Below are 13,947 nucleotides of genomic sequence, written 5' to 3'. Positions count from 1 at the left end.
GTAATTAGTGATAATTAAGCTTAAATAACAGAGAAATTTTAAAACTTAAGGAGTTTATATGAAAGGTAATAAATTGAGTAAGATCTTATATATAATAGCTGTATTATTAATTGTGATTTCATTTGTAATGAGAGAATCTAATGGTATAAGAATTTATAATTTAGCATTTGTTATTGGGATAATAGGATTAGCAATTAAGGCTGTTAGAAAATATAAAGATAGTAAAGGCGTTTTTATGATTGTTTTAGTTTATGTTCTTTTAGCTATGCCATTTATATACTCAGTATTAAAATAATATATTTTAGTTTATTTCTAACTATGGGTATTTTTTTGATTTTTGCACTGTATATGCATAATGTGAGGTATAGATAATATATGTGATAGCTATAGTTTATAATTAAGTTAATTTATTAAGTATCTGTACTTTAAGTTCGGAGGTGATGTGATGAACTATATTATAAAATATGGCAGAAATTTTATGGCAATTTCAAGTAGTATAGAAGCAGATTATCATAAGCACTGGTTATTACAAATGTTTCTCAGCAGTCACAAGGAATTAAATATTGAAGTTAATGGAAAACGTATAGTATGCAATTCTATTCTTGTAAACATGGATACACTGCATAGGTTTGACGTAGAGGGAGAACATCATTTCACTATACTAGTTGATCCTACAACAGAGCTTGGGCGTACTATGAGAGGGTTATTAATGGATCAACCTTTTTATATTTTCCCACATGAAAAAAATATAGTTATGCAGCAGGCTTTCAAAAATGTGATTGAACAAAACAGTCATGAGGCTATTCTTTCCTTTGCTCAGAGCATTCCCTTTCAGTTTATTTATAGTAATATGAAAATTTTTGATGACCGTGTTATGAAAGTACTGAATCTATTGGATGATTGTGTTTATGAAAATGAGTTTCATCAGATAAAATATTTTTCTGAAAAAGTTGGGCTCTCTGAAAGCCGCCTAGCGCATTTGTTCAAAGAAGAAACAGGTATTCCGCTTAAAAGTTATATTGTTTTACACAAACTACAGAGAGCGTATGAGTCAATCTTTAATGGTGAAAACATAACGACATCTGCACTAAATGCAGGTTTTGACAGTCCGTCTCATCTTGCATACACAAATAAAATGATGACTGGGATGTCTGCAACAAATATTATAAGAAATAGCGAGTTTTTGAAAGTTTTTTGATGAGTACTTTGGTAAAGTGTAATTAAACCAAAAGGGAGGATTACACAATGAATAAATACTTGCAAGAAACTCAAATGTTGAATTTTAACCATAAATCAATACAGAGATTGATAAAGGAAAAGCAATGGATAAACGATAATGACTTTCAAAAAATCCTAAAAATCTATAATTTTGTACGCGACGATATTGCATTTGGCTATAATACAGATGATATTATCCCTGCATCCGAAGTTTTAAATGATGGTTATGGCCAGTGCAATACAAAGGGAACATTATTTATGGCACTTCTGAGGGCAGTTGGAATACCTTGTCGGATTCATGGTTTTACCATTGACAAGAAATTGCAAAAAGGTGCAATGACAGGAATAATTTATAAGTTTGCTCCCAAAAGTATTATTCATAGCTGGGTTGAAATTCAGTATAAAGATAATTGGTATAATATAGAGGGGTTCATTTTGGACAGCCAATATTTGAAAAAGCTCCAAGAAAAGTTTAAAGATTGTAAAACCAGTTTTTGTGGCTATGGTGCAGCTACCGATAACTTTCAAAATCCACAAGTAGAGTGGAATGCTAATGATACTTACATCCAAAAAGAGGGTATCAACCAGGATTTCGGTGTGTTCGATTCACCTGATGAATTTTTTGAGAAATATCACCAACAGTTAACGCCGCTAAAAAAATGGATTTATCGGAATATCGGACGTAAACTTATGAATCGCAATGTAGAAAGAATTCGTGACTAGCATAAGATATAAACATAAATAGGAAACTGATAAATTATAATTCTCAGAATTGAATCATGTCTAAGTCTGTTCCGCGCAAACCCCAGGCAATGCTCTGGGGTTTTATTATGTCTATTTGCTTGAATGAGAGGGTTTTGATTCAATTAGCTAAAAATGAACTCTCTTCTAACAGGAATTAGTTTTTAACATAGATAACAATAATTATAACCTCAAGCACATAAAGGACTACTTACTAGATTCCTTTATCTTTTTAATTAATCTGTCTATATCAAATCCTATGTCTCTAAGATAATTAATTAATCTTTCAACATCATCAGGTGATAAATTATAAGGATATTTTTCATGAATTTTAACGACGTTATTACCAGAACTAGTATATGAGATATATTTTCTACAAAGCAGGTAGTCTATGGATACATTAAAGTAATCTGCAATTTTGATTAAAGTGATCGTATTAGGTAAGCTAGAATCACTTTCCCACTTTGTTACAGCAAGATCAGTTACATTAAGCATTTTACCTAGTTCTACTTGAGTTAATCCCATTTTTTGTCTTAAGCTTTTTATTCTTTTACCAAAAGTATTCATAACAATCCCTCAATTGTTAAATTATAACAATTAATAAACTTTCTTAGCAAGTTCATATTTAGGAAAAACATGGTGACTACTCAAAAATGCCATAATAAGATATATACAAAACAAATGTTTTTAGTTGTTTGGTTTATCATTTAATGAATTTGGTATATAATATTATAAAAGTAGTTTTCTTTAGGAGGTACGTGGAATGGTAGATAAAGATATAAATTTATATGATATTTTTATAAATTACTCATATAGTCAACTGAAAGAGTTATTTAAGAACGCAAGAACAAAGGAAGAGCAAGATTTTTATATGACTTTATCTAACTTAGTATTGCAAAAAGAACAAGCTAAGGTTATAGGTAAATAGTATGCCAACTTATACAATTTTTGCAGGAGTTAATGGGGCTGGCAAAACCTCAATATATAAATTTATTTATTATGATGAAAATAATTTGAAAAATAGCTAGTGAAAATTTATTAGATTTTACTAGCCATTTTTTCTTAAGTAATAATATAATCCCTTAAGAAAAATGATCTTACAAAGAGATAAATAATAGTTCATAGTAATATAATTAATTAAACAATAATATAGATTGAGGGAATATATTGGCAGAGGAAGAGAGTATACTATATTTTGATTTAAACATAGGAAAAAATTATTTAAGCGATTGGAAAATATCACTAGCATTAAGAGAAATAATCGCAAATGCATTAGATGAAGATGAAAATGCTATTGTAGCTATTAAGAATGAAGTTATTGTAATTAAAGACAAGGGAAAAGGCTTAACACCTGAACATTTTATTTATCAGGAAACTGAAAAAAGAGATCGTGATGATAAGAATGGAAAATTTGGGGTAGGGCTTAAAGACGCAATAGGAGTTTTATCGTCAAGAGGAATAAAGGTAGAGATTAAATCAAAGGGATATAGATATAATTTTGAAATGAAAGAAAAGAATAAGGGAAGTGGATATGAAACATTACATGCGACTATAAAGGAAATAAAAGAAGATTCATTAGAGGGAACTGAATTTAGAATTTTTAACTGTTCTAAAAGTGCAGTTGAAGAAGCTAAGTTACAATTTATAAAATTTCAAACCCCACAAGTTCTAGCAAAAACCATAAAAGGTGATGTTATTGATAAGGGGATAGATGATAAAGCCAGTATTTATTTAAATGGAATGAAGATTTCAGAAGATAGTAATCTTAGATTTTCTTATAATATTACAAATCCAAGCTCCACCATAAAAAAGGGCATAAATAGAGAGAGACAATATGTAAGTAGAACTGTTTACCAAAAAGATATATCCAATATACTTGAGAACGTAGATGATGAAACTGTATTAAATAAGTTAGTAGAGCAGATGGAAAGAAGTTATGAAGATAAAAATTATGCAGAGATCAAGTGGAAGAAGATAGCTATAAAAACAAGTAAGTATATTCTTAAAAATGAAAATGTTATTTTTATAAGTAATGAAGATATAGATAAAAGAAATGATTTATATAAAGAAGTAGTTTTAGATAAAAATATAAGAAGTATAAAAGTATCTCCTAAAATAAAAGAAACACTAAAATCAATATATTCAGAAAAAGATAAGGTCTTTTTAGAAGACTTTAAACCAGAATTAAAGGAGATTGTACCTATAAATAAATTAGATGTAAACGAAAAAAGGGTATTAGATGAGGTAGTAAAACTATTGAAAAGTATGGACGGATTAAGAGGAGAATTGTATCTATTAGATAATATAATTATTTCGAAGGAAAATATAGCTTACAAAAATACAAAAAAAAAACTCAATAGTTATTCCTAGAGAAGCATTGAGTACTATAACTAGTTGTTCAAGTAGTATAATTGATGCAATAGCTAGTGTTAGACATGCCTCCGCACAATTTAAGAATAATTTTATAGGTGAAATATGCTCGGAACTATTTGAATTAAAGAATAAAGGAATATAGTAAAAATAGAAGCTTGTGGATTACATCTGTGGGCTTTTGTTTTTTTATAATATGTTGAAAAAGGGGGAGAGATGTATAAGCAATCAATGATTTGTAGGGCAAATTGATGAAAGAGAAGAATATGATAAATATCTTGTAAGATGAATGGTTGAAAAGGTAACGGTTTATGAAGATAGATTGACGGTAGAATTTAAGTCTGGGGTAGATATAGAGGTGGAGATGTAAGAAATTATTATAAGCACCAATTTGGGGAAAAATATCCTCGGTTGGTGCTTTTTGTTTTGAAGTCATTATTTTCAACATTTTGTCTGTATCAATTGTAAAATGTAAAATTTTATGATATATTTAGATGGTAAAATTTTCACAAAAGAGGTGAGTGTGCTTTGGTAAACAATAATATAGATTTAGTTAGAGAAAAAGTAACAGCAAATATGGCAGATAATTTAGCAATGCTTCGAACAAAGTTAGGATTAACACAAGTACAATTAGCTAATTTAATTGGTGTTTCAAGACACACTATTATGCAAGTAGAAAATAAGAAAGCTAAGTTATCTTGGAATACTTTTTTAAGCTTGCTATTGGTATTTATCAAAAATCCTGAAACTAATAAACTTCTTAATATATTAGAGATATATACTGAAGAGTTGAATAATGAATTAAAGATAAGATAAATTTTTGAAAACTATAAAAGGAAGGAGCAAAATAATGAGTGGAGAAGCACTATGGAATATTATTATTTCAGAACTTTCATCTTCGAGATTAGAACTACAAACCACAACTGCTCTTTGGTTTAGAGTATCATCTCATAATGGAAGACTTTATGTTGATAGAGCTACTGACAACACACCATCAAGTGAACTATCGATGCAAAGGTCAATCTCAAAAAAAGATTTTTTATTTGTTCATTCATATTATGATCGCTGGGTTAACGGAGAGTCAGGAGTAAGGCATGAGGTGAGTAGAAAATCAAGAAACACTGCTTATATTTTTGCTCTGATAGACAAATTTGATAATTGAAGGTGATGAAATGGCTTTATCCAAGCCTAAAAAAGTAAATTTGATGGCTGAATATATTGATTATTATGAGCGTTTGATAAATGAGCAAGGTCTTGATACGCTTAATATCAAAATACCTCGAGAGGTATTTGAAGATATTTTGGATCATATTGGTAGCATTTTAAATAAAAAATCAATAGAAATGGCTAATGAGGATGGCCCGGTAAAGGAATTCCTTGAAGCTAATCCATTGCCATCTCATATGAAAGAACTATTACCTGATGACTTTAGAGTGTTTTCACTTCTTCTTAATGCGTTAAAACAATGGGTCTCAGCGGAGTCGCAAGCAACAGATAATATCTTCTTGGTGGTACTACTAGGAATACCTGTAGGGAGGCCGTTGATAAGTGTATTGTCTTGGGGTAGATCCACAATTACATCACCCTTTGAGAGATGGTAGGCCACCGATTTTATTGAGTAAAAGGGGTCATGAATTAATTTAGCAGAACAATCAAAGAAACAGTTATGGCAATGAAGAAAAAGAGGACAGCGATGAAGATGTCTGGAACATAATTAAAAAAATAAGAACTAAGAAAAGCCAATCGTGGGCGCGGCTTAGAGAAGGTTGTAATGCTATATTAACCGGAAGTTACAATTGCCGATCTGGAGCTAAATCTTTTGCAAATGTTGTAATTAGGGATACAGGATTATCAGCAAGTGATATTCTCGAAATGCTCGATAATAAGGGCTTATAAAGTATACAAGAACTTGTCCAAGCTGATTTTTGAAGCCTTGGAACAGGAGCAGCACTACAAAATGATGATGTGCAAGGATACGAAATTATATATTTGGTGTATACCCAATTTGATCATTTCCTGTGGTATGCAAATAGATAGAGATTGCAATAAGACTAGTTATTCTGACGTGTGTATTATAAAAAATTACAAACCTACAGACTAAAAGATTATAAAAATATCGTTGAGAAAAGAATTACTAGCAAAGAAGGTAAAAAACTACTACAATAATTACACTATGAAGGAAGGTAATAGTATGTTTAATGCAAAGTTAAGAAAAAATGCAATCGACAATTATAATGTAGCGGTTGAGCGTTATGAGAAAGTCGCTAATGATTTAGGTGAAAATACGAATGTTCTTTATGAAGAACGAAAAAAAGCTTTAATGCTTGTTAAACTAGTAGAAGAACGAATTAATCAATTAACAAACGCCCCAAAGGAATTCAAAGTGACCCTTCAAAAAATTGAAATTGAAGTGGAAAATTTTAAGACAAAACAACAAGAAATTAAAAAGGCAGAAGTTGAAGCAAAAGCGGCTGCTGGAGGTTCTGGAGCAGGTGCAACTTTAAGTGCTCTTGGAGTTGCTGTAGCAACAATGGGACCGACAGCAGCAATGGGCATTGCAACTACTTTTGGTGTTGCATCAACAGGTACTGCTATCTCTACTTTATCAGGAGCCGCTGCGACTAATGCTGCATTGGCATGGCTTGGTGGTGGTGCATTAGCTGCTGGTGGGGGCGGAATGAGTGCAGGTAGTGCATTCCTCGCATTAGCAGGACCAGTAGGCTGGACAATTGCTGGCGTTATGCTCGCAGGTTCTGTTGGTTCAGGCTTGTTTGCTAGTTATAAAAATAAAGAAACTGCGAAAAAGCTAGTTCTTGAGAGAGAAAATCTCGAAAAAATAATTAGGAAATTCAATACCATGAATTCAGAAGTCAAAGCGTTGGTGGAAACTACCAACACTCAAATTGCTGGAGTTACTAAAGCAGAGAAAGCTTTGATTGGAAGTGATTATAGTCAGTTCTCCAAAGATGAAAAAATTCAAGTTGGATTGCTCGTGAATTCAACTTTAACTTTAGCACAACTAGTTAATAAGGAGCTAAAATTAAATGATTAGTGAACAGACTATTGATAATAATCTTGAACAAGGTATTGCTTCCTATGTTGATTATTTAAATAATATCCGATTAACAGATTTGATGAATTCATTAGAATCAATTCTTACTAACGAAACAGATAAATTATCGAACTTAGCTACTAAATCAGCAAATGCATTATCAAATCTAGATTGGGCGAAAGCAGAAATTGATAATCTTATCAATATTAATCGTGGTGGGGAAACAGGAGTACATGGTTTTATTTCGGAATTCGCTGAAACGGGTATAAGAAATACAAGAGATGTTTTTCAAGGACTACAGAAAAGTGTTACATTATTAAATGATAATGGGCCCGCGGATATTCTACTTCAAGGTAAAGAAGTGCAAATGAAGTTTTACTCGAATATCTTAGAAGAGATTAGGCAAGCATCTAATTATGACAATATGAGTATGATGTTTCCAAAAGACCATGTGGAAGTAATAGAAAAAATTATGGGCGGAGCAAAATCTGTAGAATTTAATGGAAATGTCTTGTCAAGTGCACAAATTAATAATATTCGAAAAGCTATTGAAGATGAGAGTGCCCTGCGTGGCGTTTCTTATGATAAATGGTTGGAAGCATCAGTTAATAAGTATAAAGATGTTCAAAAAGGAACAATTGACCAAACTTTATCAGGAGAAGTAAATGACATAAATAGGCAAACTGCTAAACAAAAATCTGATATTAAAAAAGAAGTAGATAGAGATAGATTAAAAGCTCAACAAGAAGCACAACCAAGCTTTGGAGAAGCATCTAAAGTTGCTGGAATAGGTGCAGCAGTACAAGGTGGGTTCAATCTAGGGATTTTTGTCTATCGAAAACATAAAGACGGAAAAGAAGTATGGAATTTTAATATTGAAGATTGGAAAGAATGTGGAGTAAGTACAGCTAAAGGTGCTATTAAAGGTGGAATTTCTGGATATGCAATATATGGATTAACCAACGTTTGTCACCTTGCGGCACCAAGTGCTGGAGCAATTACTTCAGGTACTTTTGGTTTAAGCAATGCCATCGTCAAATATAGAAAAGGCGATGTTGATACAGATGAATTTATTGATTTAGTAACATTAAATGCTATTGATGCAACAGGTGCTGCTATTGGTGCTGCAATAGGACAAACAATTATACCAATTCCAGTTGTTGGTGCTTTGGTTGGCTCAATCGTTGCAACCACAGCGCTAAGTCTTGGTAAAGGCGTTCTAAACAAACATGAAATAGAAGTTATCAATCTTTATAAAGAAAGAGTTAATGCATTTGTTGATAAATTGGACAAAGAATACCAAGTAGAACTAGATGAGCTTTTAAATAAATATCACAAACTTGGGGAATTGCAGCAATATTCCTTTGACTTCAATATCAATGTTGAGTTAAGATTTGTTTCTTCTATTAATTTAGCGAAGTCGGTAGGAGTTCCAGAGAAAAGCATTCTCAAAAATGAAGATGAAATTGATGAATATTTTCTATGTTGATATATTTCCAACTAGCACTAAAATTAAGTTGATAGCAGTAGATAAAGTGTTCGTACCTAGACGTACTTGCTATCCTCTCGAGCCACATACTAAAAGGAAACATATCTAAGGCAAAGCTAATTTAGCAAATATTTATGAATAGATTCAAAAGGTTAATAATTTCATGATCAATAGTCCTAAATTATTATATAGAAATCATAAAGAAGGAGATTTTATGAATTATTTCACTTTACAATACGATATGAAGAAATATGAAAATAGCGGTGTTATGGCTTATCATAACAAAATTTATGAATTTGATATGTATGATGTTACTAGTGGGAGTTATATAAATAAATGGGATAAGAGAGTGACTTTTACTTTTTCAGAGTCAGATGGAAGTGAACTTACTGATTATATTTGCAATGATTTTGGGTGGATTATAGTTTCAGATAGTTTTAAAAAAGCTTTTGAGAATGAGGGGATGACTGGAATACAATTTTTACAGGTAAGTGTTATAAATAAAGATAATGATATAGAAGTAGGAATATATTATGTGGCTAATATAATTAACCTTATAGCAGCTGTTGATAAGGAGAAGTCAGAGTATTTTGAGTTAGCCCCTGATAGATATTCTTTTGTTTCTTTTGTTTTAAAAGAGGAAGCTATACGGGATTTTGATATTTTTAGATTAAAAGAATATGATGTACAGGCATTCGCATCTGAAAGATTTAAAAAGATGATAAAAAATAATAAGTTAACAGGGTTTAACTTTAATAAAGTGAAGATAGTATAACACATCACAAAAGGGCTGTCGCTAAATAATTAGTGCACAGCTCTTTTTTTATATGTTTATTCTAATCGGCTTTTTAACTTTTTAAACATTTTTCGATTTAAGTACTTTTCTATTTTTCTACTTAAGAAGTTAACTTCTTATTAAAAATAATATTGAAATGAATTTAATGAGACTTGAGAAGAAGTCTCCACAGTAATATTGTGCTTAACTTCTTATTAAACATAATAATAATCTAATGAGGCTTGGGAAGAAGCCTCTACAGCAACAAGGTGCACTTCTATTCGGTGGACGCTGTTTTTAGCGTCAGTCTAATCCATTTTATAATAGCCTATGATTCTAATGAAGGCTGGGGAATGCCTTCTACAGAGTAAATGTGTTTAACTTTTTAAACATTTTTCTTTTTAAATGTTTTTCTTTTTAACTGTTTAAATGTTTAACTTTTTAACTTTTTAACTTTTTAAATGTTTAAACATTTAACTTTTTATTAAACATAATTATCAATCAAAATGAATTTAATGAAGCCTGAGAAACGGCTTCTACAGCAATATGGTGTTTAACTTTTTAAGAATTTAACTTCTTATTAAACATAAGTTTGGAGCAAAATGACTCTAATGAAGCTGAGGAACGCTTCTAAAGTATTAATGTGCACTGCTATTTGGTGGACGTGATTCTTAACGTCAATCTAATCCATTTTACAATAATTTAATGAGACTTGAGAAGACGCCTCCACACCATTTTTATATTTGCAACGAATCCTAATATCTCATCTACTATTTCCTATTTTGTAAAATATAATTATAATGGTAAAATGTACTTAACGAATTATTTAGGAGAAATGAGAGACTTATGAAGGATATTGATATATTTAGTAGTGTACCTGAAAATTATTTTATTCCTTTAAGTAGCCCAAATAAGAAGATTTATATTAAGATTATATCTTTACTTTATGAGTTAGTTGAAAGTGGTTTATCTTATGGGGCTGATAAGGATGTTTTTGTTTCAGAGATAGAAGACTATTTTAGTTTTGAAAATGTTGATATTGATTTAGATGATAATGAAATGGCAAGTAGTAATAGGGATAAGGCTAACTTGTTTATTAGAAAGCTTGAGGAGTATAAGTGGATATATACTGAGACGACTAATGATTATAAGAAGATTATTAATTTTCATGATTATTCTATTACTATTATTGAGGCTTTAATTAAGATTATTAAAAAGGATAGGCTTGAGTATCAAGGTAATATTATTACAATATATACCTTGTTAAATAATATAGAAAAGAATAATGCAGGGGTTATTATTAAGCAGGTCCATGAGAATACAAGAGGGATTATGAGTGCCCTTAAGACTCTTAATGCTAATATCAAGAAGTATATGGATAACATCACAAAAAAAATGTCACCTGAGGAGATATTAGAGGAGCTTTTTGGCAATTATACTCAAGAGGTTTTGGATAAGGCTTACCACAGACTTAAGACGTCTGAGAATGTTTCTAGGTATAGACCTAAGATTGTTGAGAAATTAAAGGAGCTTTTAGCTAGTAATGAATTTATTATGGAAGCTACTTTATTTTATAAAGAACAAGGTGATAATTCAGAAGAGGAAGCTAAAGAAGAGGTATGTACCGTTATTGCTAACGTAATTAATGCTTTTGATGATATTGATGATATTATTTCTGAAATAGATTCAAAAAATTCTAAGTATATAAGAGCAGCTGTAACTAGAGCTAAGTTTTTGCTTAATAATTCTAAAGATACAGTTGGACTTCTTAAAAGTATTTTAGAATATACTTGTGACCAATATAAACAACTTGAACTTAATTTATCCTCTGATTATTTAGAGGAATTAAATGATTTATTTACTATTTATTCTTATGGATATTATGATGAAACTTCTCTTTATACAAGAATTGAAGGAAATAAAGAATTTAAACCAGGTAGTATTGAAGTTAGTGAAATATCACTAATAGAAAGGGAAAAGAAACTTAAGGAGTTTAAAGAAAGTCAAGCTAAAAGATATTCACCAAAGAAGATAAATGAAATTGTAAATGAACTTTTAGGTGATAAGGATAAGATTAATGCTAGTGACATAGAAATTAGTTCCATTGATGATTATATTAGGCTTATTTATGTAAGACTTTATAGTAATAATTATTTTACTACATATAAGCTTAAAAGAAAAAATAATATTGTGGAAAAGAATGGCTATACATATAGGGATTTTGAAATTTGGAGGAGGAAAAAGTGAGATATCAGGAATTAAACATTAGAGAAAAAGAAGATTTTAAAAGAGTTTGTAATTACTTATTAAGTCATTCTTTGCTTACAAGACATAAGGAAAATAATAAGAAAGACTATTATTTTGTTGAGAATAACATCTTAGCTATTAATGAGTATTTTGAAATATTAGGTTTTGAGGTTGAACTTAACAGAAATTTAAAGTCAGCTCAACTTATTAATAAATTTGGACGTAATAAGTTACAGTTTGTTTTGTTTGAGAGTATTACTTTATTAATCCTTAGAATTTTGTATCAGGAAAAGATGCAGGATCTTTCTTTAAGTGAACATGTTGTAATTGAAGTTGAAGAATTACAAAATAAGTTTATAGCATTAGGCTTTAAGGATAGACTTATGGACAAAACTAGTTTAAAGGGAACTTTAGGTAAATTTAAGAGGTTTAATATTATAGAGACTTTAGATAGAGATGTAACTTTAGGAGACTCTAGGGTTATTATTTACCCAACAATTCAAATGCTTGTTAGAAGTGAAAATATAGATATTATATATGAAAAACTTCAAAGCTATAAGTCAAAAGGTGGTGATGATGATTATGAAGAAGATGACAGGGATTAGGCTTATAAACTGGCATGCATTCCAAAATGAAACTATTAAAATACATAATTCTGTTTTATTATCTGGAGAAAATGGTGCAGGAAAATCTACTGTTTTAGATGCTATACAATATGTTTTAACTTGTTCAAAAAGCAGCTTCAATAAGGCTGCAAATGAATCTGGAAAAAGAGATCTAGAAGGTTATGTTCGTTATAAGACAGGTAAAGAGGATAGGGCTTTTGAGAGGAGCGGCAATGTAACTTCACATGTAGCTTTAGAGTTTTATGAGGAGAAGAGAAAAGAATATTTTATTATTGGAACTGTTATTGATTCAGCTTCAGAAACATCATCTAAGTCATTATTTTATAGGATTGAAGGGGAAAAACTTGAAGATATTGACTTCATAAAGGGTGACAATACGCCTAGGGATATTAATGATTTTAAAGTTTATGGAAAGAGTTTAAAAATCCAAAGCTTTAATCAACCAAGCCAAGCAAGAGATGATTTTAGAAATAGATTAGGCAATTATAATAACAAGTTTTTTGAATTATTACCGAAAGCCCTTGCTTTTAAGCCACTAGGCAATGTTAAGGAATTTGTATATTCTTATATACTTGATGAAAAGGAAGTTAATATTGAAAATTTAAGACAAAATATTAGAACCTATAGGGAATTTGAGGAACTGTTAGACGAGATAAAGCTTAAAATATCTAGATTAAAGGATATAAAAGCTATATACGAAGAATATGAAAAACATAAAAAGAATGTAAAGCTACAGGGCTACATAATATCAAGAGCTGAAGAAGAACAGCTTATTAATCAGCTTGAATATTTAAAAAATGATATTGAAAAAAATAAGCTTAAGCTTAAAATTTTGACAGATGAAAAAACTAATGAAGAAAATTTAAAGAAAAACAAAGAAGATTTAAAAAATGATTTAAATGTAGAGTTAAATTCTAACGGAGATTATAAAGCTGTAAAAGGTATTGATGGTAAGATATATAATCTTAAGGAAAAGTTAAAAGAAGAGGACAAAACTTTAGTCAAATTTAAAACTTTAGTAAAAGATCAAAAAGAGCTATTTAAGACTCTCTCTAGAAAATATGATGAATATTATACTGAATTTATTGAAGCGCTAAATGTTTTGAATTATGAAAATTCAGAGGAGTTTTGCTTTAAAGCCCTAAAAACTGAGGAATATATATCAAAAAGGAAGGATTATATATCAGTAAATAAAGGCAGATTAACAAATAAAATAGATGAAATAAATAGAGATTTAAGTGAAAGTAAGAATAAAATAGAGGAATTAAAAAAGAGAAATTTACAGTATCCTTCAGAAATAAAATACTTAAAAGAGGTAATCATTGAAGAAAGTAAAAAGGAAGGAAAGGTAATTACCAATGTCATTAAGTTAGTCATTGAACATATTTGATAATTTATGCAGAGGATATCTACCGGAATATAAGATACC

General features: G+C 30.1%; 15 protein-coding genes and 1 pseudogene. 15 read left to right on the top strand and 1 reads right to left on the bottom strand.

Features of this window, described 5'->3' with window-relative positions:
* Nucleotides 1-58: 58 nt before the first annotated feature.
* From L1S49_RS15670 to L1S49_RS15660, 3 genes are all read left to right on the top strand, one after another.
* Nucleotides 59-295, top strand: coding sequence for a hypothetical protein (locus L1S49_RS15670; protein ID WP_238906143.1), 237 nt, complete (start codon nt 59-61; stop codon nt 293-295).
* Between the two features lie 150 nt (nt 296-445).
* Nucleotides 446-1,198 (top strand): helix-turn-helix domain-containing protein, encoded by a 753-nt coding sequence (locus tag L1S49_RS15665; RefSeq protein ID WP_238906141.1) that lies wholly within the window; start codon nt 446-448, stop codon nt 1,196-1,198.
* A gap of 47 nt (nt 1,199-1,245) precedes the next feature.
* A complete protein-coding gene (locus tag L1S49_RS15660; RefSeq protein ID WP_238906131.1) occupies nt 1,246-1,941 on the top strand; it encodes a transglutaminase-like domain-containing protein in 696 nt (231 codons plus the stop codon).
* A 225-nt stretch (nt 1,942-2,166) separates the two neighbouring features.
* Here the strand turns inward: L1S49_RS15660 and L1S49_RS15655 are convergent, their stop codons facing one another.
* Entirely contained in the window at nt 2,167-2,526 is a 360-nt protein-coding gene (locus L1S49_RS15655; protein ID WP_238906129.1) for a helix-turn-helix transcriptional regulator, read from the bottom strand.
* Nucleotides 2,527-2,722: 196 nt separating this feature from the next.
* Between L1S49_RS15655 and L1S49_RS15650 the strand changes: the two genes are divergently transcribed.
* The 12 genes and pseudogenes from L1S49_RS15650 to L1S49_RS15590 all read left to right on the top strand — a co-directional run bounded on the left by L1S49_RS15650 (nt 2,723) and on the right by L1S49_RS15590 (nt 13,908).
* Nucleotides 2,723-2,887: a hypothetical protein gene (locus tag L1S49_RS15650; protein WP_238906127.1), complete on the top strand. Its 165-nt coding sequence runs from the start codon at nt 2,723-2,725 to the stop codon at nt 2,885-2,887.
* Between the two features lies 1 nt (nt 2,888).
* Nucleotides 2,889-2,969, top strand: a pseudogene (locus tag L1S49_RS15645) (ATPase); the annotation flags it as partial.
* 157 nt (nt 2,970-3,126) lie between these two features.
* On the top strand, nt 3,127-4,329 hold the full coding sequence (locus L1S49_RS15640; protein WP_238906119.1) for an ATP-binding protein: 1,203 nt from the start codon (nt 3,127-3,129) through the stop codon (nt 4,327-4,329).
* A 528-nt stretch (nt 4,330-4,857) separates the two neighbouring features.
* Nucleotides 4,858-5,145, top strand: coding sequence for a helix-turn-helix domain-containing protein (locus L1S49_RS15630; RefSeq protein WP_238906117.1), 288 nt, complete (start codon nt 4,858-4,860; stop codon nt 5,143-5,145).
* A gap of 34 nt (nt 5,146-5,179) precedes the next feature.
* A complete protein-coding gene (locus L1S49_RS15625; protein ID WP_238906116.1) occupies nt 5,180-5,491 on the top strand; it encodes a hypothetical protein in 312 nt (103 codons plus the stop codon).
* A gap of 10 nt (nt 5,492-5,501) precedes the next feature.
* Nucleotides 5,502-5,930 (top strand): hypothetical protein, encoded by a 429-nt coding sequence (locus L1S49_RS15620; RefSeq protein WP_238906114.1) that lies wholly within the window; start codon nt 5,502-5,504, stop codon nt 5,928-5,930.
* A 590-nt stretch (nt 5,931-6,520) separates the two neighbouring features.
* Entirely contained in the window at nt 6,521-7,381 is an 861-nt protein-coding gene (locus tag L1S49_RS15615) for a hypothetical protein (protein WP_238906112.1), read from the top strand.
* Nucleotides 7,374-8,870: a hypothetical protein gene (locus L1S49_RS15610; RefSeq protein WP_238906110.1), complete on the top strand. Its 1,497-nt coding sequence runs from the start codon at nt 7,374-7,376 to the stop codon at nt 8,868-8,870. Before L1S49_RS15615 ends, L1S49_RS15610 begins: the two co-directional genes overlap by 8 nt.
* A 163-nt stretch (nt 8,871-9,033) precedes the next feature.
* Complete coding sequence (locus tag L1S49_RS15605) at nt 9,034-9,645, top strand: DUF1629 domain-containing protein (protein WP_343073985.1); 612 nt, start codon at nt 9,034-9,036, stop codon at nt 9,643-9,645.
* Between the two features lie 846 nt (nt 9,646-10,491).
* Entirely contained in the window at nt 10,492-11,892 is a 1,401-nt protein-coding gene (locus L1S49_RS15600; RefSeq protein WP_238906106.1) for a Wadjet anti-phage system protein JetA family protein, read from the top strand.
* Nucleotides 11,889-12,497, top strand: a complete 609-nt coding sequence (locus L1S49_RS15595) for a DUF4194 domain-containing protein (RefSeq protein ID WP_238906104.1) — start codon at nt 11,889-11,891, stop codon at nt 12,495-12,497. Before L1S49_RS15600 ends, L1S49_RS15595 begins: the two co-directional genes overlap by 4 nt.
* Nucleotides 12,475-13,908 (top strand): ATP-binding protein, encoded by a 1,434-nt coding sequence (locus tag L1S49_RS15590; protein ID WP_238906102.1) that lies wholly within the window; start codon nt 12,475-12,477, stop codon nt 13,906-13,908. The genes L1S49_RS15595 and L1S49_RS15590 overlap by 23 nt, the downstream gene beginning before the upstream one ends.
* The last annotated feature ends 39 nt before the right edge of the window (nt 13,909-13,947 follow it).

The sequence above is a fragment of the Clostridium sp. YIM B02506 genome (assembly GCF_022324845.1).
GTDB classification, from domain to species: Bacteria; Bacillota; Clostridia; order Clostridiales; family Clostridiaceae; genus Clostridium_T; species Clostridium_T intestinale.
The sequence above is the reverse complement of the archived record's forward strand: the minus strand, read 5'-3'. Positions and strand labels throughout refer to the sequence as shown.

Coding starts and splice junctions, on each gene's coding strand:
- L1S49_RS15670 (WP_238906143.1), top strand. CDS start 59: ATGAAAGGTAATAAATTGAGTAAGATCTTATATATAATAGCTGTATTA.
- L1S49_RS15665 (WP_238906141.1), top strand. CDS start 446: ATGAACTATATTATAAAATATGGCAGAAATTTTATGGCAATTTCAAGT.
- L1S49_RS15660 (WP_238906131.1), top strand. CDS start 1,246: ATGAATAAATACTTGCAAGAAACTCAAATGTTGAATTTTAACCATAAA.
- L1S49_RS15655 (WP_238906129.1), bottom strand. CDS start 2,526: ATGAATACTTTTGGTAAAAGAATAAAAAGCTTAAGACAAAAAATGGGA.
- L1S49_RS15650 (WP_238906127.1), top strand. CDS start 2,723: ATGGTAGATAAAGATATAAATTTATATGATATTTTTATAAATTACTCA.
- L1S49_RS15625 (WP_238906116.1), top strand. CDS start 5,180: ATGAGTGGAGAAGCACTATGGAATATTATTATTTCAGAACTTTCATCT.
- L1S49_RS15620 (WP_238906114.1), top strand. CDS start 5,502: ATGGCTTTATCCAAGCCTAAAAAAGTAAATTTGATGGCTGAATATATT.
- L1S49_RS15615 (WP_238906112.1), top strand. CDS start 6,521: ATGTTTAATGCAAAGTTAAGAAAAAATGCAATCGACAATTATAATGTA.
- L1S49_RS15610 (WP_238906110.1), top strand. CDS start 7,374: ATGATTAGTGAACAGACTATTGATAATAATCTTGAACAAGGTATTGCT.
- L1S49_RS15605 (WP_343073985.1), top strand. CDS start 9,034: ATGATCAATAGTCCTAAATTATTATATAGAAATCATAAAGAAGGAGAT.
- L1S49_RS15600 (WP_238906106.1), top strand. CDS start 10,492: ATGAAGGATATTGATATATTTAGTAGTGTACCTGAAAATTATTTTATT.
- L1S49_RS15590 (WP_238906102.1), top strand. CDS start 12,475: ATGAAGAAGATGACAGGGATTAGGCTTATAAACTGGCATGCATTCCAA.